This window comes from Pseudomonas sp. R9.37 (assembly GCF_963878885.1).
In the GTDB taxonomy this organism is placed as follows: Bacteria; Pseudomonadota; Gammaproteobacteria; order Pseudomonadales; family Pseudomonadaceae; genus Aquipseudomonas.
Map to the genome: position 1 here is coordinate 75,853 of NZ_CAWNZA010000048.1, position 23,231 is coordinate 99,083.

General features: G+C 61.6%; 21 protein-coding genes. 5 read left to right on the forward strand and 16 right to left on the reverse strand.

What is annotated here, in order from left to right; translation table 11 throughout:
• Window positions 1-27: 27 nt before the first annotated feature.
• The 11 genes from AACU78_RS26380 to AACU78_RS26430 form a co-directional block, all read right to left on the reverse strand.
• A complete protein-coding gene (locus tag AACU78_RS26380) occupies window positions 28-519 on the reverse strand; it encodes a DUF2878 domain-containing protein (RefSeq protein ID WP_106578564.1) in 492 nt (163 codons plus the stop codon).
• Entirely contained in the window at window positions 512-1,783 is a 1,272-nt protein-coding gene (locus AACU78_RS26385; RefSeq protein ID WP_106578565.1) for an SAM-dependent methyltransferase, read from the reverse strand. Before AACU78_RS26385 ends, AACU78_RS26380 begins: the two co-directional genes overlap by 8 nt.
• Window positions 1,770-2,579 carry a DUF1365 domain-containing protein gene (locus tag AACU78_RS26390; protein WP_106578566.1) on the reverse strand — a complete coding sequence of 270 codons (810 nt, stop codon included), beginning with the start codon at window positions 2,577-2,579 and terminating at the stop codon, window positions 1,770-1,772. Before AACU78_RS26390 ends, AACU78_RS26385 begins: the two co-directional genes overlap by 14 nt.
• A complete protein-coding gene (locus AACU78_RS26395; protein WP_106578567.1) occupies window positions 2,576-3,823 on the reverse strand; it encodes an NAD(P)/FAD-dependent oxidoreductase in 1,248 nt (415 codons plus the stop codon). The genes AACU78_RS26390 and AACU78_RS26395 overlap by 4 nt, the downstream gene beginning before the upstream one ends.
• On the reverse strand, window positions 3,820-4,602 hold the full coding sequence (locus tag AACU78_RS26400) for an SDR family NAD(P)-dependent oxidoreductase (RefSeq protein WP_106578568.1): 783 nt from the start codon (window positions 4,600-4,602) through the stop codon (window positions 3,820-3,822). The genes AACU78_RS26395 and AACU78_RS26400 overlap by 4 nt, the downstream gene beginning before the upstream one ends.
• On the reverse strand, window positions 4,599-5,021 hold the full coding sequence (locus AACU78_RS26405; protein ID WP_106578569.1) for a nuclear transport factor 2 family protein: 423 nt from the start codon (window positions 5,019-5,021) through the stop codon (window positions 4,599-4,601). The genes AACU78_RS26400 and AACU78_RS26405 overlap by 4 nt, the downstream gene beginning before the upstream one ends.
• Window positions 5,014-6,456, reverse strand: a complete 1,443-nt coding sequence (gene phrB / locus AACU78_RS26410; protein WP_106578570.1) for a deoxyribodipyrimidine photo-lyase — start codon at window positions 6,454-6,456, stop codon at window positions 5,014-5,016. Before phrB ends, AACU78_RS26405 begins: the two co-directional genes overlap by 8 nt.
• Window positions 6,457-7,386, reverse strand: coding sequence for a MerR family transcriptional regulator (locus tag AACU78_RS26415; RefSeq protein WP_106578571.1), 930 nt, complete (start codon window positions 7,384-7,386; stop codon window positions 6,457-6,459).
• A 17-nt stretch (window positions 7,387-7,403) separates the two neighbouring features.
• Window positions 7,404-8,363: a YbgA family protein gene (locus AACU78_RS26420; protein WP_106578572.1), complete on the reverse strand. Its 960-nt coding sequence runs from the start codon at window positions 8,361-8,363 to the stop codon at window positions 7,404-7,406.
• A gap of 112 nt (window positions 8,364-8,475) precedes the next feature.
• Window positions 8,476-8,691: a TIGR02450 family Trp-rich protein gene (locus tag AACU78_RS26425; protein ID WP_106578573.1), complete on the reverse strand. Its 216-nt coding sequence runs from the start codon at window positions 8,689-8,691 to the stop codon at window positions 8,476-8,478.
• Window positions 8,688-9,674, reverse strand: coding sequence for an NAD(P)/FAD-dependent oxidoreductase (locus AACU78_RS26430; RefSeq protein ID WP_106578574.1), 987 nt, complete (start codon window positions 9,672-9,674; stop codon window positions 8,688-8,690). The genes AACU78_RS26425 and AACU78_RS26430 overlap by 4 nt, the downstream gene beginning before the upstream one ends.
• A 211-nt stretch (window positions 9,675-9,885) precedes the next feature.
• Here AACU78_RS26430 and AACU78_RS26435 point away from each other — a divergent pair, with 211 nt between their 5' ends.
• Window positions 9,886-10,785, forward strand: coding sequence for a TIGR01777 family oxidoreductase (locus AACU78_RS26435; RefSeq protein WP_106578575.1), 900 nt, complete (start codon window positions 9,886-9,888; stop codon window positions 10,783-10,785).
• A gap of 14 nt (window positions 10,786-10,799) precedes the next feature.
• A complete protein-coding gene (gene hemH, locus AACU78_RS26440) occupies window positions 10,800-11,825 on the forward strand; it encodes a ferrochelatase (RefSeq protein WP_106578576.1) in 1,026 nt (341 codons plus the stop codon).
• 132 nt (window positions 11,826-11,957) lie between these two features.
• Here hemH and AACU78_RS26445 read toward each other — a convergent pair whose 3' ends face one another.
• The 3 genes from AACU78_RS26445 to algW all read right to left on the reverse strand — a co-directional run bounded on the left by AACU78_RS26445 (window position 11,958) and on the right by algW (window position 16,064).
• Entirely contained in the window at window positions 11,958-12,677 is a 720-nt protein-coding gene (locus AACU78_RS26445) for a DUF4198 domain-containing protein (protein WP_106578577.1), read from the reverse strand.
• Between the two features lie 12 nt (window positions 12,678-12,689).
• On the reverse strand, window positions 12,690-14,801 hold the full coding sequence (locus tag AACU78_RS26450; protein ID WP_106578578.1) for a TonB-dependent siderophore receptor: 2,112 nt from the start codon (window positions 14,799-14,801) through the stop codon (window positions 12,690-12,692).
• A 108-nt stretch (window positions 14,802-14,909) separates the two neighbouring features.
• Window positions 14,910-16,064 (reverse strand): Do family serine endopeptidase AlgW, encoded by a 1,155-nt coding sequence (gene algW, locus AACU78_RS26455; RefSeq protein ID WP_106578579.1) that lies wholly within the window; start codon window positions 16,062-16,064, stop codon window positions 14,910-14,912.
• 102 nt (window positions 16,065-16,166) lie between these two features.
• Here algW and AACU78_RS26460 point away from each other — a divergent pair, with 102 nt between their 5' ends.
• From AACU78_RS26460 to cysN, 3 genes are all read left to right on the forward strand, one after another.
• Entirely contained in the window at window positions 16,167-16,925 is a 759-nt protein-coding gene (locus AACU78_RS26460; RefSeq protein WP_106578580.1) for a Nif3-like dinuclear metal center hexameric protein, read from the forward strand.
• Window positions 16,926-17,194: 269 nt separating this feature from the next.
• The gene (cysD, locus tag AACU78_RS26465; protein ID WP_017137614.1) at window positions 17,195-18,112 is read left to right on the forward strand and encodes a sulfate adenylyltransferase subunit CysD; all 918 of its coding nucleotides are present in this window, start codon (window positions 17,195-17,197) and stop codon (window positions 18,110-18,112) included.
• Between the two features lie 13 nt (window positions 18,113-18,125).
• The gene (gene cysN / locus AACU78_RS26470; RefSeq protein ID WP_106578581.1) at window positions 18,126-20,024 is read left to right on the forward strand and encodes a sulfate adenylyltransferase subunit CysN; all 1,899 of its coding nucleotides are present in this window, start codon (window positions 18,126-18,128) and stop codon (window positions 20,022-20,024) included.
• A gap of 175 nt (window positions 20,025-20,199) precedes the next feature.
• Here the strand turns inward: cysN and AACU78_RS26475 are convergent, their stop codons facing one another.
• Both AACU78_RS26475 and pta read right to left on the reverse strand, forming a co-directional pair.
• Window positions 20,200-21,099 carry an acyltransferase gene (locus tag AACU78_RS26475; RefSeq protein ID WP_106578582.1) on the reverse strand — a complete coding sequence of 300 codons (900 nt, stop codon included), beginning with the start codon at window positions 21,097-21,099 and terminating at the stop codon, window positions 20,200-20,202.
• Window positions 21,100-23,199 (reverse strand): phosphate acetyltransferase, encoded by a 2,100-nt coding sequence (gene pta / locus AACU78_RS26480; RefSeq protein ID WP_106578583.1) that lies wholly within the window; start codon window positions 23,197-23,199, stop codon window positions 21,100-21,102.
• Between the last annotated feature and the right edge of the window lie 32 nt (window positions 23,200-23,231).

The following is a 23,231-nucleotide window of genomic DNA, read 5'->3' on the forward strand; positions in this document are numbered from 1 at the left end:
AGGTAGGTGTAAAAGCTCTGACGGACGTCAGTGCCCCAGTTGTCGGGCGATCCAGTGCAGCACCGGGAACACCAGCGCCCAAAGCAGCGCCAGGCCGACCAGGGTTGGCGCCGTGCCGTAACCGAAATTCACGCCGGCCAATTGGCTACCCGCGTAATAAGACAACGGCCCGCCGACTGCGCCCAACACGCTGGCGCGCCACCAGGGCTGGGCACTCCAGGCCAGGCAATGGCGTAGCGTGGTGGCGAGCAACGCCCACAGCAGCACCAGCCAAAACGGAATCAGCGGCCCCGGAAAACTGAAATGAAAGACGCCAAAGGTGCGCAATGCGGTATCCACCACAGTGCCCAGCAGCGTGACGGCGAGGATCACCTGGCCTTCCCGCGACCATGAACTTATCCACAGCAGGTGAATAGCCAGCACTGCACCGACTACCAGCAACCATCCGCTGTCGCCCCCCAGCACACAGGCAAACCAGCCGCACTGGAACAGTACGGCGTTCGCCAGCGATTTAAGCACTGAAACGCCCGAGCAAGGGTGGGTTGATTGCCGCAGGTTTTGCCAGCAGCAACTGCGCGGTGCCTATCGTACGTTCCATGAACCCGCCTTCGCAGTAGCACAAATAGAATTCCCACAAGCGCAGGAAGTATTCATCGTAGCCCAACTCGGCGAGCCGGCCATGGGCGCGGCGGAAGTTCTCATGCCACAGGCGCAGGGTTTTTGCGTAGTGCAGGCCGAAGTCTTCCATGTGCAGCAGGTTCATGTCGGTGTCGCGGCTGACGATGTGCAGCATGTTCTGCACGCAGGGCAGGGCGCCGCCGGGGAAAATATAGCGCTGGATGAAATCGACGCTGTTCTTGGCCTGCTCAAAACGCTGCTCGCGAATGGTGATGGCTTGCAGCAGCATCAGGCCGTCGCTCTTGAGCAAATGCGCGCATTGCTTGAAGTAGGTCGGCAGGAAGCGATGGCCCACCGCTTCGATCATCTCGATGGACACCAACTTGTCGTATTGACCGGTCAGGTCGCGGTAGTCCTGCAACAACAGGGTCACCTGGTCCTGCAGTCCCAGGGCCTCGATGCGCTTTTGGGTGTAGGCAAACTGCTCTTTGGACAAGGTCGTGGTGGTGACTTTGCAGCCATAGTGCTGCGCTGCGTACAGCGCCATGCTGCCCCAGCCGGTGCCGATTTCGAGCAGATGGTCGGTGGGCTTGAGTGCAAGCTTTTGGCAGATGCGCTCCAGCTTGTTCAATTGCGCCTGTTCCAGGGTGTCATCGGGCGTCAGAAATTGCGCCGCCGAGTACATCATGGTCGGGTCGAGGAATTCTTCGAACAGGTCGTTGCCCAGGTCATAGTGGGCGGCGATGTTTTTCTGCGAGCCCTTGCGCGTATTGCGGTTGAGCCAGTGCAGGCCTTGAGTGAAGGGGCGTGCCAGGCGCGCCAGGCCCCCTTCCATGGCGTCGAGCACCTCAAGGTTGCTGACCATCACGCGCACCACGGCGGTCAAGTCCGGGCTGGTCCAGTAACCGTGGATAAACGCCTCACCGGCGCCGATCGAGCCGTTGGCCGCCACCAGACCCCACACTGCCGAGTCGAGGATCTGGATTTCCCCCAGCAGGTGCGCTTCGCGGGCGCCGAACACTTGGCGTTCGCCGTCCTCGATCACCACCAGTTGGCCGTGGCGCAGTTGGCTGAGTTGGCGCAGCACGGCCTTGCGCAGCAATGCGCTGGTCATGCCGTTGACGTTCAGGCGATTGGTCTTGACCGATAAGCTAGGGGATTTCATGGCGGCGATCCTTGGTATACCCGACTGCGGTGCGAGAGGCGCCATCGGCGGCCTGATGGGAAAAAATCGGTGTGCGTTTGAGCAACAGGCGCATGGCCTGCCAGTAAATGGCCAGGCACGTCTTGGCGGTCATCCACGGGAAGCGCCACAGGTAGCGATGCAGGCTGGCGCGGTTCAACGCCTCCTTGTGCAGGCTCAGCGTGGCGTCGAAAACCTTCAGCTCACCTTGCCAGTCGGCCATGTGCACGCCGAGCTTGGCGGCGGGCGGGCTGAAACTCATGCGGTACTCCAGGTCGCGCGGCAAAAACGGCGACACATGGAAGGCCTTGGCCACGGCGAAGTGCTGATGCTCATCGGCGCCGAGCGCCTGGGCCGGCAGCACGTAGTGATAACGCTCGCGCCATGGGGTGTTGGTCACTTCACACAGGATCGCGGCCAGTTGCCCATCGGCCTCGAAGCAGTAGAAGAAACTCACCGGGTTAAAAGCCAGGCCCCAACTGCGAGCCTGGGTCAGTAGGCAGATAACGCCCTGGGGCTCGCGCCCCAGCGCCTTGCCAACTTCCTGGCGCACGGCATCGCTCAAGCTCATGCCGTGGCGCGTGAATTCACGCAGGTAGTCCTGCTGGCGAAAGCCGAAGGGCGCCAGGCGGCTGTTGCCGGCCAGGGGCGACAGCCCGAGCACTTCGTCCTGTTCGCTCAAATCCAGGTACAGCAGGCCGATGCGGTAGCGAAAGGCGTGAGCCTTGGGCGCAAACCGGCGATGGGCGATCCAGCCGCTGTACAGGGCGCTGTTCACAGGGTTTCTCCAAAGGCTTGAGCCACGCGCAATGCGCTGACCACGCCGTCTTCGTGGAAACCATTGGCCCAGTAGGCGCCGCAAAAAAAGGTGTTGCGCGTGCCCGCCAATTCTTCCCAGCGCGCTTGGGCAGCGACCGCCGCGAGGCTGTATTGCGGGTGCGCGTAGGTGAAGCGCGCGAGGATCTTCAGCGGGTTGATCATTGGCGTCTGGTTAAGGCTGACGCAAAAGGTGGTGGCGCTGTCGATGCCTTGCAGAATGTTCATGTCGTAAGTGACGGCGGCCTGGATTTGGGTATCGCCGCTCAGCCGATAATTCCAGCTGGCCCAGGCGAGCTTGCGGTCCGGCAGCAGGCGCGTGTCGGTGTGCAGCACCACATCGTTGTCGGCGTAAGGCAGCGCGCCGAGGATTTCCTGTTCAGCCGTGCTGGGGTCGGCCAGCAAGGCCAGGGCCTGGTCGCTGTGGCAGGCCAGCACGACCCGGTCAAAGGTCTCGCTGCCGGCGGCGCTGTGGATCACAACGCCATCGTCGGTACGCTCGACGTTATGCACCGGGCAATTGAGGCGCACCTGTTCGCGAAAGCTGCGCGTCAGCGGTTCGATGTAGCTGCCCGACCCGCCCTCGATCACGCACCACTGCGGCCGGTTGTTCACCGAGAGCAAACCGTGGTTCTTGAAAAAGCGCACAAAGAACTGCAACGGAAAGCCGAGCATGTCAGCCAGGGACATCGACCAGATCGCCGCGCCCATCGGCACGATGTAATGCCGGATAAAGCGTGGGCCATAGCCGCCGGCTTCGAGGTAATCGCCCAGGGTCATCTGGGCGCTGATGCGCTGTTCCTGCAGGTCCAGCGGTGCCTGGCGATTGAAGCGCAGAATGTCGCGCAACATGCCCCAGAACCCTGGCGACAGAATATTGCGGCGTTGGGCAAACAGGCTGTTGAGGTTGTTGCCGTTGTACTCGAATCCGGCGCTTTGGTCGCACACCGAAAAACTCATTTCGGTGGGTTTGAAGGTGACGCCAATCTGCCCCAGCAAGCGAATGAAGTTGGGGTAGGTCCAGTCGTTGAACACGATAAACCCGGTGTCCACCGCGTAGCGTTTACCCTCAACCGTGACGTCGACCGTGTGGGTATGCCCGCCGATGCGCTCGCCCGCTTCGAACACCGTGATGTCGTGGCGACGGCTGAGCAGGTAAGCACTGGTCAGCCCGGCGATGCCGCTGCCGATAATGGCGATCTTCACAGGTCGTCCTTCTTCGGTGGCGGGCTGCGCAACATGCGTTTGCCGATGATCAGTTGCGCACGGTTGGGCAGCTTCGACAGCGGCCACAAAGTGGCGATAAACATGGCGGGAAAGGCAATTTCCAGCGGACGTTTTGCCAGCTTGGCGAAGATGTGCCGCGCGGCCTTGTCGGCGGACCAGCTCAGGGGCATCGGGAAGTCGTTGCGTTCGGTCAGCGGGGTGTCGACAAAGCCCGGGCTGATCACCGTGACGTCAATGTTCTCCGGCGACAGGCTGATGCGCAGGGATTCGAACAGGTAGCGCAGCCCGGCCTTGGACGCACCATAGGCTTCGGCGCGGGGCATGGGCAGGTAGGTGACAGCGCTGGCCACGCCGACCAGGTGCGGGGAATGCCCGGCGCGCAACAGCGGCAGCGCAGCTTCGATGCAATAGCTGCTGGCCAGCAAGTTGGTGCGCACCACGTACTCGACAATCGATGCATCAAATTGCTTGGCATCGACATATTCACAGGTGCCGGCGTTGAGAATCACCGTATCGACGGAGCCCCAGACCACGCCGATGTGCTCGCCGATCTCACGCACGGTCTGGCTGTTGGTCAGGTCGCCAGCCACCACCAGCACTTGGCCTGGATAACGTTGGGCGAGGGCTTCCAGCGGGCCTTTCGTGCGTGAGCTGAGGGCCACGTGGGCGCCGCTGTTGAGCAGCTCGACGGCCAGCGACGCGCCGATGCCACTGCTGGCGCCGGTCAGCCAATATCGGCGAGGCGGTGTAAGGCTCATCCCATTCTCCTTTTCAGCCAACTGACGACGCGGCCGAGTACTGGCAGGTGTTCGTAGAGCAGAGCGCCTGCATCGAAATAATCCCGGTGCCGGTACACCTTGTCGCGCCACATCAGGTGTGAGCAGCCTTCAACCCGGATCACCTTGGCGCTGTTCAGGCGCGGGTGGCAAAAACTCATCTTCCAGCGCAGGTAGCCTTCGCCTTCGGCCACTTGGTCGAAGCCGTGAAAGTCAAAACGCAGCTGGCTCACATTGCCATACAGCTCGGTGAAATAGCGGTGCAGCGCCGTCAGCCCGTGCACTTCATGCAGCGGGTCGGTGAAGGCGATGTCCTTGCTGTAGAGGCTGTCGAGCAGGTGCAGGTTGTGCTTGTCCAGCGTCGCAAAGGCCTGGGCGAACCGGTGCAGGAAGTCACTCATGTTCGGCAACCCCCTGGCGCGAGGGCAGGCTGCGGAAGGCGGCCAGGGCGCGCTCGCGGGACTTTTTCAGGTCGACGATAGCGCGTGGGTAGTCGGCCACGCCAAACAGGCCGCCGACCGCCTCGGGGTTGTGCACTTCCTTCTTGTTCAGCGCCGCCAGTTCCGGCAGCCAGTGCTTGATGAACACGCCTTCGCTGTCGAATTTTTCCGACTGGCTCAGCGGGCTGAAAATCCGGAAATACGGCGCCGAGTCGGTGCCGGTGGAGGAACTCCACTGCCAGCCGCCGTTGTTGGCAGCCAGATCGCCGTCGATCAGGTGGCGCATGAAGAAGCGCTCGCCTTCGCGCCAGTCGATCAGCAGGTTCTTGGTCAGGAACATCGCGACCACCATGCGCAGGCGATTGTGCATCCAGCCGGTTTCGAGCAACTGGCGCATGGCGGCGTCGATGATCGGCAAGCCGGTGCGCGCTTGCTGCCAGGCGGCGAGATCCTTGGGCGCATCGCGCCAGGCCACCGCTTCGGTCTCGGGACGGAACGCACGGTGGCGTGACACTCGTGGATAGCCGACCAGAATATGTTTGTAGAACTCGCGCCAGAGCAGCTCGTTGATCCACGTGATCGCGCCGATATCGCCACTTTCAAACTCGCCCTGGTTGGTTTGCAAGGCGGCATGCAGGCACTGGCGGGGCGAGACTACGCCAGCGGCAAGGTAGGCGGACAGTTGGCTGGTACCGGGTTTGGCAGGGAAGTCGCGCTCATCTTTGTAGTAGCTGATTTGTTGATCGGCGAAGGCGTCGAGACGGCGGCGTGCTTCGTCTTCACCGGCCGGCCAGAGCGCGCGCAAAGCTTCGCTGGGCGGCTCGAACCCTTCGACCTGTGCAGGTATCGGATCGCTTTTCAGCTTGATCGGCGCCTGGGCTTTGGGTGTCGCCACCACGCGGGGAAGGGCGCTGTGCAGGCGGCTGTAGCAGACTTTGCGGAACTGGCTGAAGACCTGAAAGTACGTGCCGGTTTTGGTCAGCACGCTGCCGGGCTGGAAGAACAATTGGTCCAGGTAGCTGTGGAACGTCACGCCCTGGGTTTCCAGAGCCTGGGCCACGGCGGCATCGCGGCGGGTTTCGTGGATGCCGTATTCCTCGTTGACGTGGACCGACTCGACCGACAGCTCCCGACACAGCGTGCCCAGTACGGCGGGCGCCTGGTCCCAGGTCGCGGTGGTGCGGATCAGCAGGGGAATGTTCAGCTCGCCGAGCGTCTGGCTCAAGTGCTGCAGGTTGCGCAGCCAGAAGTCGACTTTGCACGGTGCGTCGTCGTGGGCCAGCCACTGTTCGGGAGTGATCAGGTACACGGCCGCAACCGGGCCTCGCTGGCAGGCGGCGGCCAGGGCGGTGTTGTCGTGTACGCGCAAGTCGGTGCGCAGCCAGATCAAATGCATTTAAAGAAGTCCACGCTGGATCAGAATCAAGTGGGCCGACAACGGGTCTTCGGCCACGAACAATTCAGGGGTTTCACGGGTTAATACGGCCAACTCGGCCTGGTGGATGCATACCGTTGGTCCGGCAATCAGCGTCGGGCAATCGACGCCGCCCAGCAGTTTGGTGAGCGTCGACACCTGCAGGGCCTTGCTCGAATACAGCAGCACGGCCCGCGGTTGCAGGTGCTCCACCGCTAACGCCAACTCACCGACCGGCAACGGCCAATCGAAGACTTCCACTGGGCAATCGGCGCTGCTGGCCAGCCAGGCGCTGAGCCACACGTGCGGCTCCAGCGGCAAGTCCGAGTGGTTGACCAGCAGCAGCGGGGCGCCTTGCAGCTGGCGATTGTTGTGATAGATGCGCGCACCGAACTTGCTGCGCAGCCAGGACAGGAAAAATACCCGCTCCATTTGCGCGCCGAACTGGCCTTGCCAGCGTTGTTCGAGTTCCTGGAGCAGCGGCAGCAGCAGCTGCTCGCACAGGGTACGTGGCGGGTACAACGCCATGGCTTGGTTGAACGCATCGTCGACCCGGCGCTCGGCCAACGCGCTGATGGCGTTCACCAGGGTCTGGCGCAGCGCGTGCCATTCGTTTTCGACGGTGTCGGGGCTGGCCTGGGCGGAGTCGATCAAGCCTTTGACCTGGCTGACGGGCACGCCGCGGTTGAGCCAGGTCAGGATGGTGTGGATGCGTTGCACGTGTTCGGCGCTGAACAGCCGGTGGCCCTTGGGCGTGCGCTGGGGCACGATCAGGCCGTAGCGGCGTTCCCAGGCGCGCAGGGTCACGGCGTTGACGCCGGTCTGGCGAGCCACTTCGCGAATGGGCAGCCAACCGTCCTGGAGGGCTTGGGCGATGTCTTCGCCGGGTTCGTCTTGCAGGTCAGCTTTCATAATGTACTTTTCATGGGTCAGATCGCATTACGCAGGCTGAGATTTTCAGGGTGCGGTTGCAGGTAGGCCTGCTGCGCGATGTAACGGTCCGGGTGTTGGCGGAAGTGGTGTTTGAGCAGGGTCAATGGCACCACCAGCGGTACGATGCCGGTACGGTACTGGCCGATGACGGTTTGCATTTCCTGCTTGTCGTCGGCGCTGATGGCCTGTTTGAGGTAGCCGCTGATGTGTTGCAGCACATTGGTGTGCGTGCCGCGGGTGGCGCATTTTTTCAGGCCGGTCATCAGCTCGCTGAAATAGCCGGCGGCCAGTTCGTCGAGACGGGTGTCCTTGGCCATGCTGCCCAGCAGGTGGCCGAGGCTTTTGTAATGCACCGGGCTGTGGGCCATCAGCAGGTATTTGTAGCGCGAGTGAAATGCCAGCAGGCGGTGGCGGGTCAGGCCCTCGGCCAGCAGTTGTTGCCAGCTGGCGTACACAAAGACGCGGGTCAGGAAGTTCTCCCGCAACACCGGGTCATTCAGCCGACCGTCTTCTTCCACCGGCAGGTTGGGGTGGCGTGCGCAGAACGCCTGCGCGTAGATGCCGCGCCCGCCGCCGTCGACAGGTGTACCGTTTTCACGGTAGACCTTGACCCGTTCCAGGCCACACGACGGCGACTTCTGCATAAAGATGTAGCCACACAGGTCGGTGTGTTCCAGCGCCATCTGCTGGCCGTATTCGTCCAGTGGCTGCGTGACGTTGAGTTCACGGCGCACCGTGCCGACGGCCTGCGGCTGGGCAGGGTCGCCCACCAGGCGGATCGGTTCGCGGGGGATGCCCAGGCCGATTGCAACTTCAGGGCACAGCGGCACGAAGTCGAAGTAGTCAGCGAGCGTCTGGCTGCACAGCAGGGATTGTTTGTGTCCGCCATTGAAGCGCACGTTCTCGCCTAACAGGCACGCGCTGATGGCGATCTTCGGTTTTCCAGTGCTGGACATGTTCAAACCTCTTCGAAATTCCTGTACAAACTCTTGAGTCTGTACAACTAAATCTCATCATAGGTTTGATGCTGTACAAGTCAAATATTTTGTACAAGTATTTTCAGGCGAACTACTTCCAGCCAATTCGCCAGTCTTCGGCATTTTGCAACGTTTGCCAGGCCAGGCGTTCAGCACGGCGAGTCATGACGGCTTGCAGCTCGATTTCCAGCACAGTGCCTTCCTCGTCACGGAACAATTCTGTGACCAAGAAGTGTTTCTCCTTGTTGCGAGGACGAGCTGCTGTCCACTTCGACAGCAGCAGTTTGGCGGGATTGATGCGGTTCATTGCAGGTGCTCGATCAAACGTCGCGCCGCTTCCTGGCCGCTGAGCCAAGCGCCTTCGACCCGGCCGGACAGGCACCAGTCGCCGCACACATACAAGCCCAGGTCAGCATCGGCCAGGACCCCGAATTCATGCGCGCTGGAGGGTCGCGCGTACAGCCAGCGATGCGCCAGGCTGAAAGAAGGCGCGGGCATGGCGCTGTGCAGCAGCTCTGCGAAGGCGCCGTGCAGGTGTTCGATCACGGCTTCTTTGGGCAAGTCCAGGTGCGCCTTGCTCCACGCGCTGGTGGCGTGCAGCACCCACGTGTCGAGGGTGGTATCGCGTCCCGGTTTGCTGCGGTTGCGCGCGAGCCAGTCAAGCGGGCTGTCCTGGACGAAACAGCCTTCCATTGGTGTATCCAGAGGTTTGTCGAAAGCCAGCGCGATGGCCCAGGTCGGGTCCATTTTCACACCCGCAGCGGCACCCGCCAGCTTCGGCGCGGCGGCGAGCAGCGCGGTGGCCTGGGGCGCCGGCGTGGCAATCACGACGTGACTGAACGGGCCGTGATTGCCGCCGTCGGCGTCCAGCAGGTTCCAGTGCTGTTTGCCCTGGAACACTTCGGTGATGCGGCAACCGAATTCCACCGGCAAGTCATCCAGCAGCGCACGGGTGATAGCACTCATCCGCGGCGTACCGACCCAGCGGATTTGCTCGTCGGGAGAGGGCGTGAGCTGACCGGACTTGAAGTTGTACAGCTGGGGTTTCCACTGCTCGGCCCAGCCATTGCTTTGCCAGCGTTGCACTTCGTTGACGAAGCGCCGGTCGCGGGCTGTGAAGTATTGCGCACCCATGTCCAACGCGCCGGCGTCGCTGCGCTTGCTGGACATGCGGCCGCCGCTGCCGCGGCTTTTATCGAAGAGTTGTACAGCGTGCCCCGCGTCTCTTAACGCTCGGGCGGCGGAGAGACCGGCGATGCCGGTGCCGATGATCGCGATGGGAACAGTCATGGGAGGCCTCGTTTTACCGTTGGGTACAGACTACGCCGACACCAATAGCTGTACAATATTGTTTTTTGGTATAAGTTTTGGCGTACCTGTTCTTACGGCGTGGCCTATGGTTAAAGCTAAGGCTCAACCAAGAGCCACGCCCGATTGCAATTGATCCCTGCTTATAAAATAGACCAGTGATCGGCGGCGAACGTTACAGGAGGAGTGTCCCATGCATATTTTGCTGACCGGCGGTACCGGCTTGATCGGTCGCCAGCTGTGCCAACGCTGGCTTGCCCAAGGGCATCGCTTGACCGTTTGGAGCCGTGAACCGGACACCGTTGCCAAGTGGTGCGGTGCGCAAGTGTTGGGCGTTGGCCGCTTGCAAGACGTGATCGGCAGCGTGGATGCGGTGGTCAATCTGGCCGGCGCGCCCATTGCTGATCGGCCCTGGACCAAAAAGCGCAAGGCCTTGTTGTGGAGCAGCCGCATCAGTCTCACCGAAACGCTGTTGGCGTGGATGGAAGGCCAGGCGCAAAAACCGCAGGTGCTGATTTCCGGTTCGGCGGTCGGTTGGTACGGCGACGGCGGCGAGCGCGAATTGACCGAGGCCAGCGGCCCGGTGCAGGACGACTTCCCGAGCCAGCTGTGTATCGCCTGGGAAGAAACGGCCCTGCGCGCCGAAGCCATGGGCATCCGCGTAGTGCTGGTGCGCACCGGCCTTGTGCTGGCGGCGAAGGGCGGCTTTTTGTCGCGGCTGTTGCTGCCGTTCAAGCTGGCGCTGGGCGGGCCGATCGGCGATGGTCGGCAGTGGATGCCGTGGGTTCATATCAAAGATCAAATCGCCCTGATTGATTTTCTTCTGCACAAGGCGGACGCCAGCGGTCCTTATAATGCCTGCGCGCCACACCCGGTGCGCAACCGCGAATTCGCCAAGACCCTGGGCCAGGTGCTGCACCGTCCCGCGTTCATGCCGATGCCGGCGTTTGCATTGAAGGTCGGGCTGGGTGAGTTGTCCGGGTTGTTGCTCGGCGGGCAAAAAGCTGTGCCCGAACGGCTGTTGGCGGCCGGTTTCACTTTTCAGTTCACTGAGTTGCACGCGGCCCTGGAAGACTTGTCCAGCCGCCTCTAGAGATAGGATGTTGCATGACGGATCACGCGTTGTTACTGGTCAACCTGGGTTCACCGGCCTCCACTTCGGTGGCCGATGTGCGCAGCTACCTCAATCAGTTCCTGATGGACCCTTACGTGATCGACCTGCCGTGGCCGGTGCGGCGGTTGCTGGTGTCGCTGATCCTGATCAAGCGCCCCGAGCAGTCGGCGCATGCCTACGCGTCGATCTGGTGGGACGAGGGTTCACCGCTGGTAGTCCTGAGTCGGCGTTTGCAGCAGCAAATGACCGCGCAGTGGACGCAGGGCCCGGTGGAGCTGGCGATGCGTTATGGCGAACCGTCGCTTGAAACGACGCTGACGCGCCTGGCTGCCCAGGGGATCAAGAAAGTCACCCTGGCGCCGTTATACCCGCAGTTTGCCGACAGCACCGTGACCACCGTGATTGAAGAAGCCAAGCGTGTGGTGCGCGACAAAAAGCTCAACGTGCAGTTTTCGATCCTGCAGCCCTTTTACGATCAGCCGGAATACCTCGAGGCACTGGTTGCGAGCGCCCGGCCGTACGTCGAGCAGGATTACGATCATTTGCTCCTGAGTTTTCACGGCCTGCCCGAGCGTCATCTGAAAAAGCTCGACCCCACCGGCGGGCATTGTTTCAAGGATGCAAACTGCTGCCAGAACGCGTCGCCCGAGGTGCTTGCCACCTGCTATCGCGCGCAATGCTTCAGCGTTGCACGGGAATTTGCCGCGCGCATGGGCCTGCCGGATGGCAAGTGGTCGGTGGCATTCCAGTCGCGCCTGGGCCGGGCAAAATGGATCGAGCCCTACACCGAAGCCCGCCTGGAAGCCCTGGCCCAGCAAGGCGTGAAAAAGCTGCTGGTGATGTGCCCGGCGTTTGTTGCCGATTGCATTGAGACGCTGGAAGAGATTGGGGATCGTGGGTTGGAGCAGTTCCGCGAAGCAGGCGGCGAGGAGTTGGTGTTGGTGCCGTGCCTCAATGATGACCCGCAGTGGGCTGCGGCGCTGAACACGTTGTGTGAAAGAGCGCCGCTGGCACTCTAACCCGTTTGTCGAAACGATGGAGATCAACTGTGGGAGCGGGCTTGCCCGCGAATGCGCGTTGTCAGTCAACGACTGTATTGACTGTGCCACCGCCCTCGCGAGCGAGCCCGCTCCCACAGTGTTTTGTAGGGCTTATTCGTGATGCGGCTCACCCAGGAACGTCAGCGAACTGAACAGCCCGCGCGTCGCCACATCGGCATTGTCCTTGAGCGGGATCTCCACCTGCGCCGCGATCACATTCAACCCTTCGTTACGCACCAGCACCTGGGCGCGACCGTCTTTGTCGGTCTCGGTGCTCAAGGTGTTCGGTGCATTGCGATAGTCGCCCACCAGCTTGATCCCCGCCGCAGGTTTGCCATCCAATAGCACCCGTACCGACAGTGACCGGCCAGGTCCTACAGTCAGCGGGTCCACTTCAGGCAGGATCAGCAGCTTGATCTGATCCAGCTTCGGCAACTTTGCCCCCGGCTGATAAATCGCCAGGCTGTATTTGAAGGTCTGGGTCGATGCAATCGCTCCCGGCACATGGCTGCGGCCCTGGTTGATCCACTTCTTGTCCGGCGTCTGCGACCACATGCCGTTATCCAACGCCACGGCTAAAACGGCGGGCGATTTGAGCGGCTTGAGGCGCGCGTGGTCGGCAAGGCGTTCTACGGTGACCGGAATCATCTTGGCGCTGGCGTCATACGCCCAGGCGCCGCTGATTTTCTCGGCCTTGAAGGCGTTGTCCTCGGCGCCGTGGCCGTAGATCACTTCGATATTGCCGCGCCGCTGTTCGGTCCACAGGCCGTGGGCAGAAACTTGGCTGGCACACAGCAGGCCGAGCACGGCCAGGGATTTTAAGGCTTGCATGGGAGCGTCCTTTTACAGGTTGAGGGTCAGGCTGACGGTGACGTTGCGCGGCTCACCGGGCGTGACCCAGTAATTGCTGTAGGAGCGCTCGTAGTACTTTTCGTCGAATAGGTTGTTGAGGTTCAGGCCCACGGTGACGCTGTCGCTGGCTTTGTAATGCGCCAGCAGGTCGACGGTGTGGTAAGCAGGCAGTTCGAAACGGCTGCCAGCCTCGCCGGAGCGGTCACCGACGTAGGTGAACGCTGCGCCCAGGTCCGAGCCGCGCAACACGCCATTCTGGAATTCATACACGCCCAGCAGGCTGGCGCTGCGCTTGGCCACGCCGAGAATTCGGCTGCCGGTAGGGATGGCTTTGTCACCCTTGGTCACTTCGGCGTCGATGTAGGCGAAGGCGCCGATGACGCGTACGGCGTCGGTCACTTGCCCACTCATTTGCAGGTCAACACCCTGGCTGCGCGCCTTGCCCATGGCGCGCTGGGTATCGGTGGCGGGGTCGAGAGCGAGGACATTTTTCTTTTCGATGTGGAAGGCGGCGAGGGTGGTGCTCAGGCGATCGTCGAACAGCTCGCTCTTGAGCCCAATTTCATAACCGACGCCTTCTTCTGGCTCGAAGGATTTACCGCTGGCATCCAGGCCGTTGTTCGGTTTGAACGATGTTGACGCGTTGGCGAACACGCCGACTTGCGGCGTGAGCTGGTAGAGCAAGCCGGCGCGCTGGGTCAGGGCATCATGGGTTTGCCGGCTCTTGGCGTGGTTGCGGGTGAAGTCATCGGTGCTTTGTTCGACGTGTTCGAAGCGCGCACCGAGCATGCCGCGCAGGCGGTCGGTGAAGACGATCTGGTCCTGCAGGTTCAGTGCCTGGCTCTTCACCTGTTCGAAGACGTCGGTGCCGGAGCGCGCGCCGTTGGGTTTGGCCTGGCCATAGATCGGTTTATAGATGTCGATGGGGTAGAGGCTGCCGGCAATCGCCGTCACGCGTTCTTTTTTGCGGTAATCCTCGTATTCGCTGCCGATCAGCAGTTCATGCTGCCAACTGCCGATGTCGAACAGGCCGCGCAGTTCGAGCTGGGTAATGCTGTCATGCCAACCGGTGGAGCGTTCGCGATAGCGGCGGTTGACGGTGTGGCCGTCGGCATTCAGCGCGCGGCTTTCCGAGGCGTCGCCCCACAGGCTGCCCTGTTTATAGTGGCTGGCGAGGCGCAGTTGCCAGGCGTCGTTGAGGTGGTGTTCCACGGCGGCCTGGAGGCGGTTGTTGTGGTTGCGGATGTTGCCGTCGTTGGGCTCGCCGAGGAAGGTGGAGCGGGACATGCCATGGGGCGCAACGATGCCACGGTCGAAGGTTGAGCTGTGGCGCACGAACTCGCTTTCCACAAGCAGGCGGGTGTCCGGGTCCAATTGCCAGCTGAAAGATGGCGCGACGAATACGCGCTTGGCGTCAACGTGATCGCGAAAGCTGTGATTGTCTTCCACCGCCAGGTTCACGCGCGACAGCATGCGGCCGTCGCTGTCCAGTGGCGTGTTCACATCAAGGGCTGTGCGGTAGCGGTCCCAGCTGCCGGCACTGGTTTGCACGGTGGTGAAGGCTTGCGGTTGGGGTTTTTTGCTGACGATGTTGACGGTACCGCCGGGATCGCCACGCCCGTAGAGGCTGGCGGCAGGACCTTTGAGCACTTCAATGCGCTCGATATTGGCCGCGTCTGGCGTGCTCGGGTAGCCACGGTTGGCGCTGAAACCATCCTGGTAGAACTGCGAAGTAGTGAAGCCGCGCACGCTGTACTCGTAAAGCGTCAGGCCGCCGAAGTTGTTTTGCCTGGACACGCCGCCGGCAAATTCCAGGGCGCGTTCCACGCTGGTGCTGCCCAAGTCGTTGAGCACCGTGGCGGGAATCACGCTGATCGATTGTGGGATGTCACGCAGGGCCGTGTCAGTTTTGGTCGCGCTGGCAGAGCGGGTGGCGCGATAGCCTTTGACGGGGCCCGTGGCAGATTCATAGGCGTCGCCGGTGACGCTGATGGTGTCCAGTTCGACAGTGTTGTCTTGGAGGTAGTTGTCTTCGGCGTAGGCGGGGTCGAGCAGCAATCCCAAGGCCAGACCAGCCAGTGGGGTAAATCTACGAGGCGGCATGATAGAGCGTTCCAATGTCTATATTGAAACAATATAACATGCCTAATGAGAATGGATTTCTTTTGAAATATTAGGTTACAGGAGCCCGTGAACGGGCTCCCAATCCCGTTATTCCTCTTCTTTCACCGGCGCCGGCGGTGGACGCAGGCCGATTTCTGCCAGCAGTTTGATCTCTTTGCCGTTGCGCATTACCTGGATTGCCACCTTGTCGGTCGGCTTGATCCGCGCGACCTGGTTCATCGACTTGCGGCCATCACCGGCCGGTTCGCCATCGATGCTGAGGATCACATCGCCCAGTTGCAGGCCGGCTTTCTGGGCCGGGCCGTCGCGGAAGATCCCGGCGACCACGATGCCAGGGCGTCCGGTCAAACCGAACGACTCAGCCAATTCCTTGGTCAGCGGCTGTACTTCGATGCCCAGCCAGCCACGAATCACCTGGCCGTGCTCGATGATCGACTTCATCACTTCCATGGCCAGCTTCACCGGGATCGCAAAACCGATGCCCTGGGAGCCGCCGGATTTGGAGAAAATCGCCGTATTGATGCCGGTCAGGTTGCCATTGGCATCCACCAAGGCGCCGCCGGAGTTGCCCGGGTTGATCGCCGCGTCGGTCTGGATAAAGTCTTCGTAGCTGTTGAGCCCCAACTGATTACGCCCGGTGGCGCTGATGATGCCCATGGTCACCGTCTGGCCGACGCCAAACGGGTTGCCGATCGCCAGTGCCACGTCACCGACGCGCAGCCCTTCAGAGCGGCCGATGGTGATCGAGGGCAGGCTTTTCAAATCGATCTTCAGCACCGCGAGGTCGGTTTCCGGGTCGCTGCCAACCACACGGGCCAGGGTTTCGCGCCCGTCGCGCAGGGCCACGACGATCTGGTCGGCACCCGTGGTCACGTGGTTGTTGGTGAGGATGTAGCCTTCGGGGCTCATGATCACCCCGGAACCCAGGCTGGATTCCATGCGGCGCTGCTTGGGGCCGTTGTCGCCGAAATAGCGGCGAAATTGCGGGTCTTCAAACAGCGGATGCGCCGGTTTGTTGATGACCTTGGTGGTGTACAGGTTGACCACGGCGGGCGCGGCGATGACCACAGCGTCCGCATAAGTCACCGGACCTTGCACCACCGAACTGGTTTGCGGAGCCTGTTGCAGGTTCACATCAAGGCTGGGTAGGCCCACCCACTGGGGATAACGCTGAATAATCAGCATCGCGATCAGCACGCCAGCCAACAATGGCCATCCAAAAAAACGCAGTGCCTTGAGCATCAAGTAAGTCCTGACAGGTTGCAGGGGGCGGGAGAGCGCCCATAATGTCGCGCATTATACGAGGCTGCGAGCGCCTCGGAACGGGATATTTAGGAGTCTTTTATGGCCGTCCCCCTTACCACCCTCGTCGAGGAAGCGGACCGCTACCTTGGCAGCGCAAAAATTGCCGATTATTGCCCCAATGGCCTGCAGGTCGAGGGCCGTCCGCAGGTGATGCGCATCGTCAGCGGCGTGACCGCAAGCCAGGCGCTGCTGGATGCCGCGGTCGAAGCCCAGGCCGACCTGGTGCTGGTGCACCACGGTTATTTCTGGAAGGGCGAAAACCCATGCATCACCGGCATGAAACAGCGCCGCCTGAAAACCCTGCTCAAGCACGACATCAGCCTGCTCGCCTACCACCTGCCGCTGGACCTGCACCCTGAAGTCGGCAACAACGTGCAACTCGCCCGGCAACTGGACATTACCGTCGAAGGTCCGCTGGACCCGAGCAACCCCAAAATCGTCGGCTTGGTCGGTTCCCTAGCCGAGCCCCTGTCGCCTCGCGACTTTGCTCGCCGTGTGCAGGATGTGATGGGCCGTGAGCCGCTGCTGATCGAAGGCAGCGAAATGATCCGCCGCGTCGGTTGGTGCACGGGCGGCGGTCAGGGTTACATCGACGACGCGATTGCCGCTGGCGTCGACTTGTACCTGAGCGGCGAGGCGTCCGAGCAAACCTTCCACAGCGCGCGGGAAAACGACATCAGCTTTATCGCCGCAGGCCACCATGCCACTGAGCGTTATGGCGTGCAGGCGTTGGGCGATTACCTGGCCCGGCGGTTTGCGCTGGAGCACCTGTTCATCGATTGCCCGAACCCGATCTGAGCCTCACAGCAGGCCCCTGTGGGAGCTCGCTTGCCTGCGACAGCATCACCGCCATTTGCCTGACTGACCGAGGTGCCTGTATCGCAGGCAAGCCAGCTCCCACAAAAAGCCCGCTCCCACATTCGACCGAGTTGGGCCAAACCCAGCGGCATATTCATATACCGTTTCGATCTAGCCGGCTCCCTGAATAGAAGAAGGTGCTGTGCTAGCATGCCCCGCTCGAACACGGCCCGCTGGCCGTCCATAAGATCGTTTTTCCGTGAGTAGCCATGGTCGACAAACTGACGCATCTGAAACAGCTGGAGGCGGAAAGCATCCACATCATCCGCGAGGTCGCCGCCGAGTTCGACAACCCGGTGATGCTCTACTCGATCGGTAAAGACTCCGCCGTGATGCTGCACCTGGCGCGCAAGGCCTTCTTTCCGGGCAAGTTGCCGTTCCCGGTGATGCACGTCGACACCCGCTGGAAATTCCAGGAGATGTACAAGTTTCGCGACAAAATGGTCGAAGAGCTTGGCCTGGACCTGATCACCCACGTCAACCCGGACGGCGTGGCGCAGGGCATCAACCCGTTCACCCACGGCAGCGCCAAGCACACCGACATCATGAAAACCGAAGGCCTCAAGCAGGCCCTGGACAAGCATGGTTTCGACGCAGCCTTCGGCGGTGCCCGTCGCGATGAAGAGAAATCCCGCGCCAAAGAGCGCGTGTACTCGTTCCGCGACAGCAAGCATCGCTGGGACCCGAAAAACCAGCGCCCGGAGCTGTGGAACGTCTACAACGGCAACGTCAACAAGGGTGAGTCGATCCGTGTGTTCCCGCTGTCCAACTGGACCGAGCTGGACATCTGGCAGTACATCTACCTGGAAGGCATTCCGATTGTGCCGCTGTACTTCGCCGCCGAGCGCGATGTGATCGAAAAGAACGGCACGTTGATCATGATCGACGACGACCGCATCCTCGAGCACCTGTCCGACGAAGACAAAGCCCGAATCGTCAAAAAGAAAGTACGTTTCCGTACCCTTGGCTGCTACCCGTTGACGGGCGCGGTGGAGTCCGAAGCCGAGACGCTGACGGACATCATTCAGGAAATGCTCCTGACGCGAACTTCCGAGCGCCAGGGCCGTGTCATCGACCACGATGGCGCAGGCTCGATGGAAGATAAAAAACGTCAGGGTTATTTCTAAGGGGCTGTCACCAATGTCGCATCAATCTGATTTGATCAGCGAGGACATCCTCGCCTACCTGGGCCAGCACGAGCGCAAGGAAATGTTGCGCTTCCTGACCTGCGGCAACGTCGACGACGGCAAGAGCACCCTGATCGGGCGCCTGCTGCACGACTCCAAGATGATCTACGAAGATCACCTGGAAGCCATCACCCGCGATTCGAAGAAATCCGGTACCACCGGCGATGACATCGACCTGGCCTTGCTGGTCGACGGCCTGCAGGCCGAGCGCGAGCAGGGCATCACCATCGACGTGGCCTACCGCTATTTCTCTACCGCCAAGCGCAAATTCATCATCGCCGACACTCCCGGCCATGAGCAGTACACCCGCAACATGGCCACCGGCGCCTCCACCTGTGACCTGGCGATCATCCTGATCGACGCGCGTTACGGCGTGCAGACCCAGACCCGTCGCCACAGCTTCATCGCCTCGTTGCTGGGCATCAAACATATCGTGGTGGCCATCAACAAGATGGACATCAACGGCTTCGACCAAAGCATCTTCGAGCAGATCAAGGCCGATTACCTGAAGTTTGCCGACGGTATCGCGTTCAAGCCAAGCACCCTGGCCTTCGTGCCGATGTCGGCGCTCAAGGGCGACAACGTGGTGAACAAGAGCGAGCGTTCGCCCTGGTACACCGGCCAGTCGCTGATGGAGATTCTCGAAACCGTCGAGATCGCCAACGACCGCAACTACACCGACCTGCGTTTCCCGGTGCAGTACGTCAACCGTCCTAACCTGAACTTCCGTGGTTTCGCCGGCACCCTGGCCAGCGGCATTGTGCACAAGGGCGACGAAGTCGTGGTGCTGCCGTCGGGCAAGAGCAGCCGCGTCAAATCCATCGTCACCTTCGAGGGTGAGCTGGAGCACGCAGGCCCGGGCCAGGCCGTGACCCTGACCATGGAAGACGAGATCGACATCTCCCGTGGCGACCTGCTGGTGCATGCCGACAACGTGCCGCAAGTGACCGACGCCTTCGACGCCATGCTGGTGTGGATGGCCGAAGAGCCAATGCTGCCGGGCAAGAAATACGACATCAAACGCGCGACCAGCTACGTGCCGGGTTCCATCACCAGCATTGTGCACCGTGTGGACGTGAACACCCTGGCCGAAGGCCCGGCGAGTTCGCTGCAACTGAACGAAATTGGCCGGGTCAAGGTCAGCCTCGACGCCGCCATCGCGCTGGACGGTTACGACAGCAACCGCACCACCGGTGCGTTTATCGTCATTGACCGTTTGACCAACGGCACTGTGGCCGCAGGCATGATCATCGCGCCGCCGGTCAACCATGGCGGTTCGGCGCAACACGGCAGCCTTGCTCATGTCGCCACTGAAGAGCGCGCTCTGCGTTTCGGCCAGCAGCCGGCCACCGTGTTGTTCAGCGGCCTGTCGGGCGCGGGCAAGAGCACCTTGGCCTACGCGGTTGAGCGCAAGCTGTTCGACATGGGCCGTGCGGTGTTTGTACTGGATGGCCAGAACCTGCGTCACGACCTGAACAAAGGCTTGCCGCAGGATCGAATCGGCCGTACTGAAAACTGGCGCCGCGCCGCTCACGTGGCGCGCCAGTTCAACGAAGCCGGTCTGCTGACCCTGGCCGCGTTCGTTGCCCCGGATGCCGAGGGCCGCGAACAGGCCAAGGCGCTGATCGGTGCCGACCGCCTGCTCACCGTGTACGTGCAAGCGTCACCGCTGGTGTGCGCCGAGCGTGATCCACAAGGCCTGTACGCGGCGGGTGGGGATAACATCCCTGGCGAGTCCTTCCCGTACGATGTGCCATTGAATGCCGACCTGGTCATCGACACTCAGGCTTTGTCGCTGGAAGACAGCGTCAAGCAAGTGCTGGAACTGTTGCGTCAACGCGGCGCGATCTAAACCTCGCCGCGACAAAAAAGCCCGCCACCGATGACTCGGTGGCGGGCTTTTTCATGGAGTCTTGAAAACAACTCGGTCAATTGTGGGAGGGGGCTTGCCCCCGATGGCAGTGTGTCAGTCAGTACGTCTGTTACTGATGCGCCGCTATCGGGGGCAAGCCCCCTCCCACAGTTGATTATTGTTTGCCTGGGAAATCGGTGTGCAGTTTGTCCAGCAGCGCATCCTTGTCTTCCCACAGCTGGTTGATCCAGCCCTGAAACGCCAACCGGTACTCCCCATCCTGCTCATAATTCTTGCCGATAAACCCGGCCGGAATCTGCACTTCTTCAAAGTGCACCACCACCTCCTTCACATTCCCGCAGAGCAAATCCCAATAGCCTGGGCGCCCGGCAGGGTAGTGAATAGTCACGTTCACCAGTGACTTCAATTGCTCGCCCATGGCGTCCAGCACAAACGCAATCCCGCCGGCTTTAGGCTTGAGCAGGTAGCGAAATGGGGATTTCTGCTGAGTATGCTTGCCCGGCGTAAAACGTGTGCCTTCGGCAAAGTTGAAAATGCCCACCGGGTTGTCGCGAAATTTCGCACAGGTTTTGCGCGTGGTTTCCAGGTCTTTGCCTTTCTTTTCCGGGTGTTTCTCGAGGTAAGCCTTGGTGTAGCGCTTCATGAACGGAAAGCCCAGCGCCCACCAGGCCAGGCCTATCACCGGCACCCAGATCAGTTCCTGCTTGAGGAAGAACTTCAGCGGGCGAATCCGCCGATTGAGCACGTACTGCAACACCATGATGTCCACCCAGCTCTGGTGGTTACTGGTCACCAGGTACGAGTGCTCGTAGTCCAGCCCCTCAAGGCCGGTCAGGTGCCAGCGCGTGCGCCGTACCAGGTTCATCCAGCCCTTGTTATTGGTGACCCAGGCTTCGTGGGTGTGGTTCATCAGCCATTCGCTGAAGCGCTTGGCAAATGGCAGCGCCTTGAACAGCGCGACGATAAACAGAAACGAGCACAGCAAGATCGTGTTCAGCGCCAACAACAAGGACGCGATCACCCCGCGCACGGCGGCAGGTAGAAAATCCAGCATTTAAATATCCATAGGTCGGTTGGCGGCTTGAATCGCAGTCAGGGCGATGGTGTACACGATGTCGTCGACCTGAGCGCCGCGCGGCAGGTCGTTCACCGGTTTGCGCAGGCCTTGCAGCATCGGCCCCAGGCTTACGCAATCGGCGCTGCGTTGCACGGCCTTGTGCGTGGTGTTGCCGGTGTTCAGGTCCGGGAACACAAACACCGTGGCCTTGCCGGCGACCAGGCTGTTGGGCGCCAGCTGCCGGGCCACCGTTTCGTTGGCGGCGGCGTCGTATTGCAACGGCCCGTCGATCAGCAGCGAGCTTTGTTGTTCGTGGGCAAGCAGGGTGGCTTCGCGGACTTTCTCCACTTCTTCGCCACTGGCCGAATCGCCGCTGGAATAGCTGATCATCGCCACGCGCGGCGTAATGCCGAACGCGGCGGCCGAGTCGGCGCTTTGCAAGGCGATTTCCGCCAATTCCGCCGCGCTCGGGTGTGGGTTCATCACACAGTCGCCGTAGACCAGCACCTGCTCGGGGAACAGCATGAAGAACACCGACGACACCAGGGTGCAGCCCGGCGCCGTTTTAATCAGCTGCAGGGCAGGGCGGATGGTGTTGGCGGTGGAGTGGATGACGCCGGAGACCAGGCCATCCACTTCGTCCAGCGCGAGCATCATGGTGGCGATCACCACCGTGTCTTCCAGTTGCTGCTCGGCCATCGGCGCGTTGAGGCTCTTGCTCTTGCGCAGCGCGACCATCGGTTCGACATAACGCTGGCGAATCAGGTCCGGGTCGAGAATCTCCAGGCCTTCGGGCAGCTCGATGCCGTGGGCGCGGGCCACCGCTTCCACGTCCGCCGGTTTGGCCAGCAGCACGCAACGGGCAATGCCGCGGGCCTGGCAGATGGCGGCAGCTTGCACGGTCAACGGCTCGCTGCCTTCGGGCAACACGATGCGTTTGTTAGCGGCCTGGGCGCGCTGGATCAGCTGATAGCGGAACACGGCCGGCGAAAGGCGCATCTCCCGTGGCGTGCCGCAACGTTGGTGCAGCCAGCGTGCATCGAGGTGGCTGGCGACGAAATCAGTGATGATTTCTGCGCGCTCGCGGTCATCAATCGGGATTTCTTTGTTGAGGCTGTTGAGTTGGTTGGCGGTGTCGTAGGAACCGGTGCTCACCGACAACACCGGCAGCCCGGCCTGGAACGCGCCCCGGCACAGATCCATGATGCGCGGGTCGGGCAGGGTGTCGCTGGTCAGCAGCAGGCCGGCCAGCGGCACGCCGTTGATCGCGGCCAGGCTGACGGCGAGGATGATGTCGTCGCGGTCGCCTGGGGTCACCACCAGCACGCCGGGCTTGAGCAGCTCCACGGTGTTACGCATGGTGCGCGCGCAGATGATGATTTTGGTCATGCGCCGGGTTTCGTAGTCGCCGGCATTGAGGATCTGGGCGCCCATCAGGTCGGCCACGTCGCGGGTGCGCGGCGCGTTGAGTTCGGGCTGGTAGGGGATGCAGCCGAGCAGGCGGAAGTCGCCGCTGCGCAACAGTGGCGAATGCTCTTTGAGGCGCGCCGAGAACGCTTCCATGCTTTCGTCGGTGCGTACTTTGTTGAGAATCACGCCCAGCACTTTCGGGTCTTTCGGGCCGCCGAACAGTTGCGCCTGCAGCTCCACCCGGCCAGAGAGTTCGGTGAGCACTTCGTTTTCCGGCGCCGAGACCAGGATTACTTCCGCATCCAGGCTCTTGGCCAGGTGCAGATTGACCCGCGCCGCATAGCTGGCGCTGCGGGTTGGCACCATGCCTTCGACGATCAGCACGTCCTTGCCCACGGCGGCTTGCTGGTAAAGGGTGATGATTTCTTCCAGCAGCTCGTCCAGCTGGCCGTCGCCGAGCATCCGCTCTACGTGGGCCAGGCCCAGCGGTTGTGGCGGTTTCAGGCCGTGGGTGCGGGCCACCAGCTCGGTGGAGCGCTCGGGGCCGGTGTCGCCTGGGTGAGGTTGGGCAATGGGTTTGAAGAAGCCGACTTTCAGTCCGGCCCGTTCAAGGGTACGCACCAGCCCAAGGCTGATGGAGGTCAGACCCACACCAAAATCGGTGGGCGCGATAAAAAAAGTCTGCATGCGAATTCTCTGGAGGTGCATGGCTTCGGTGG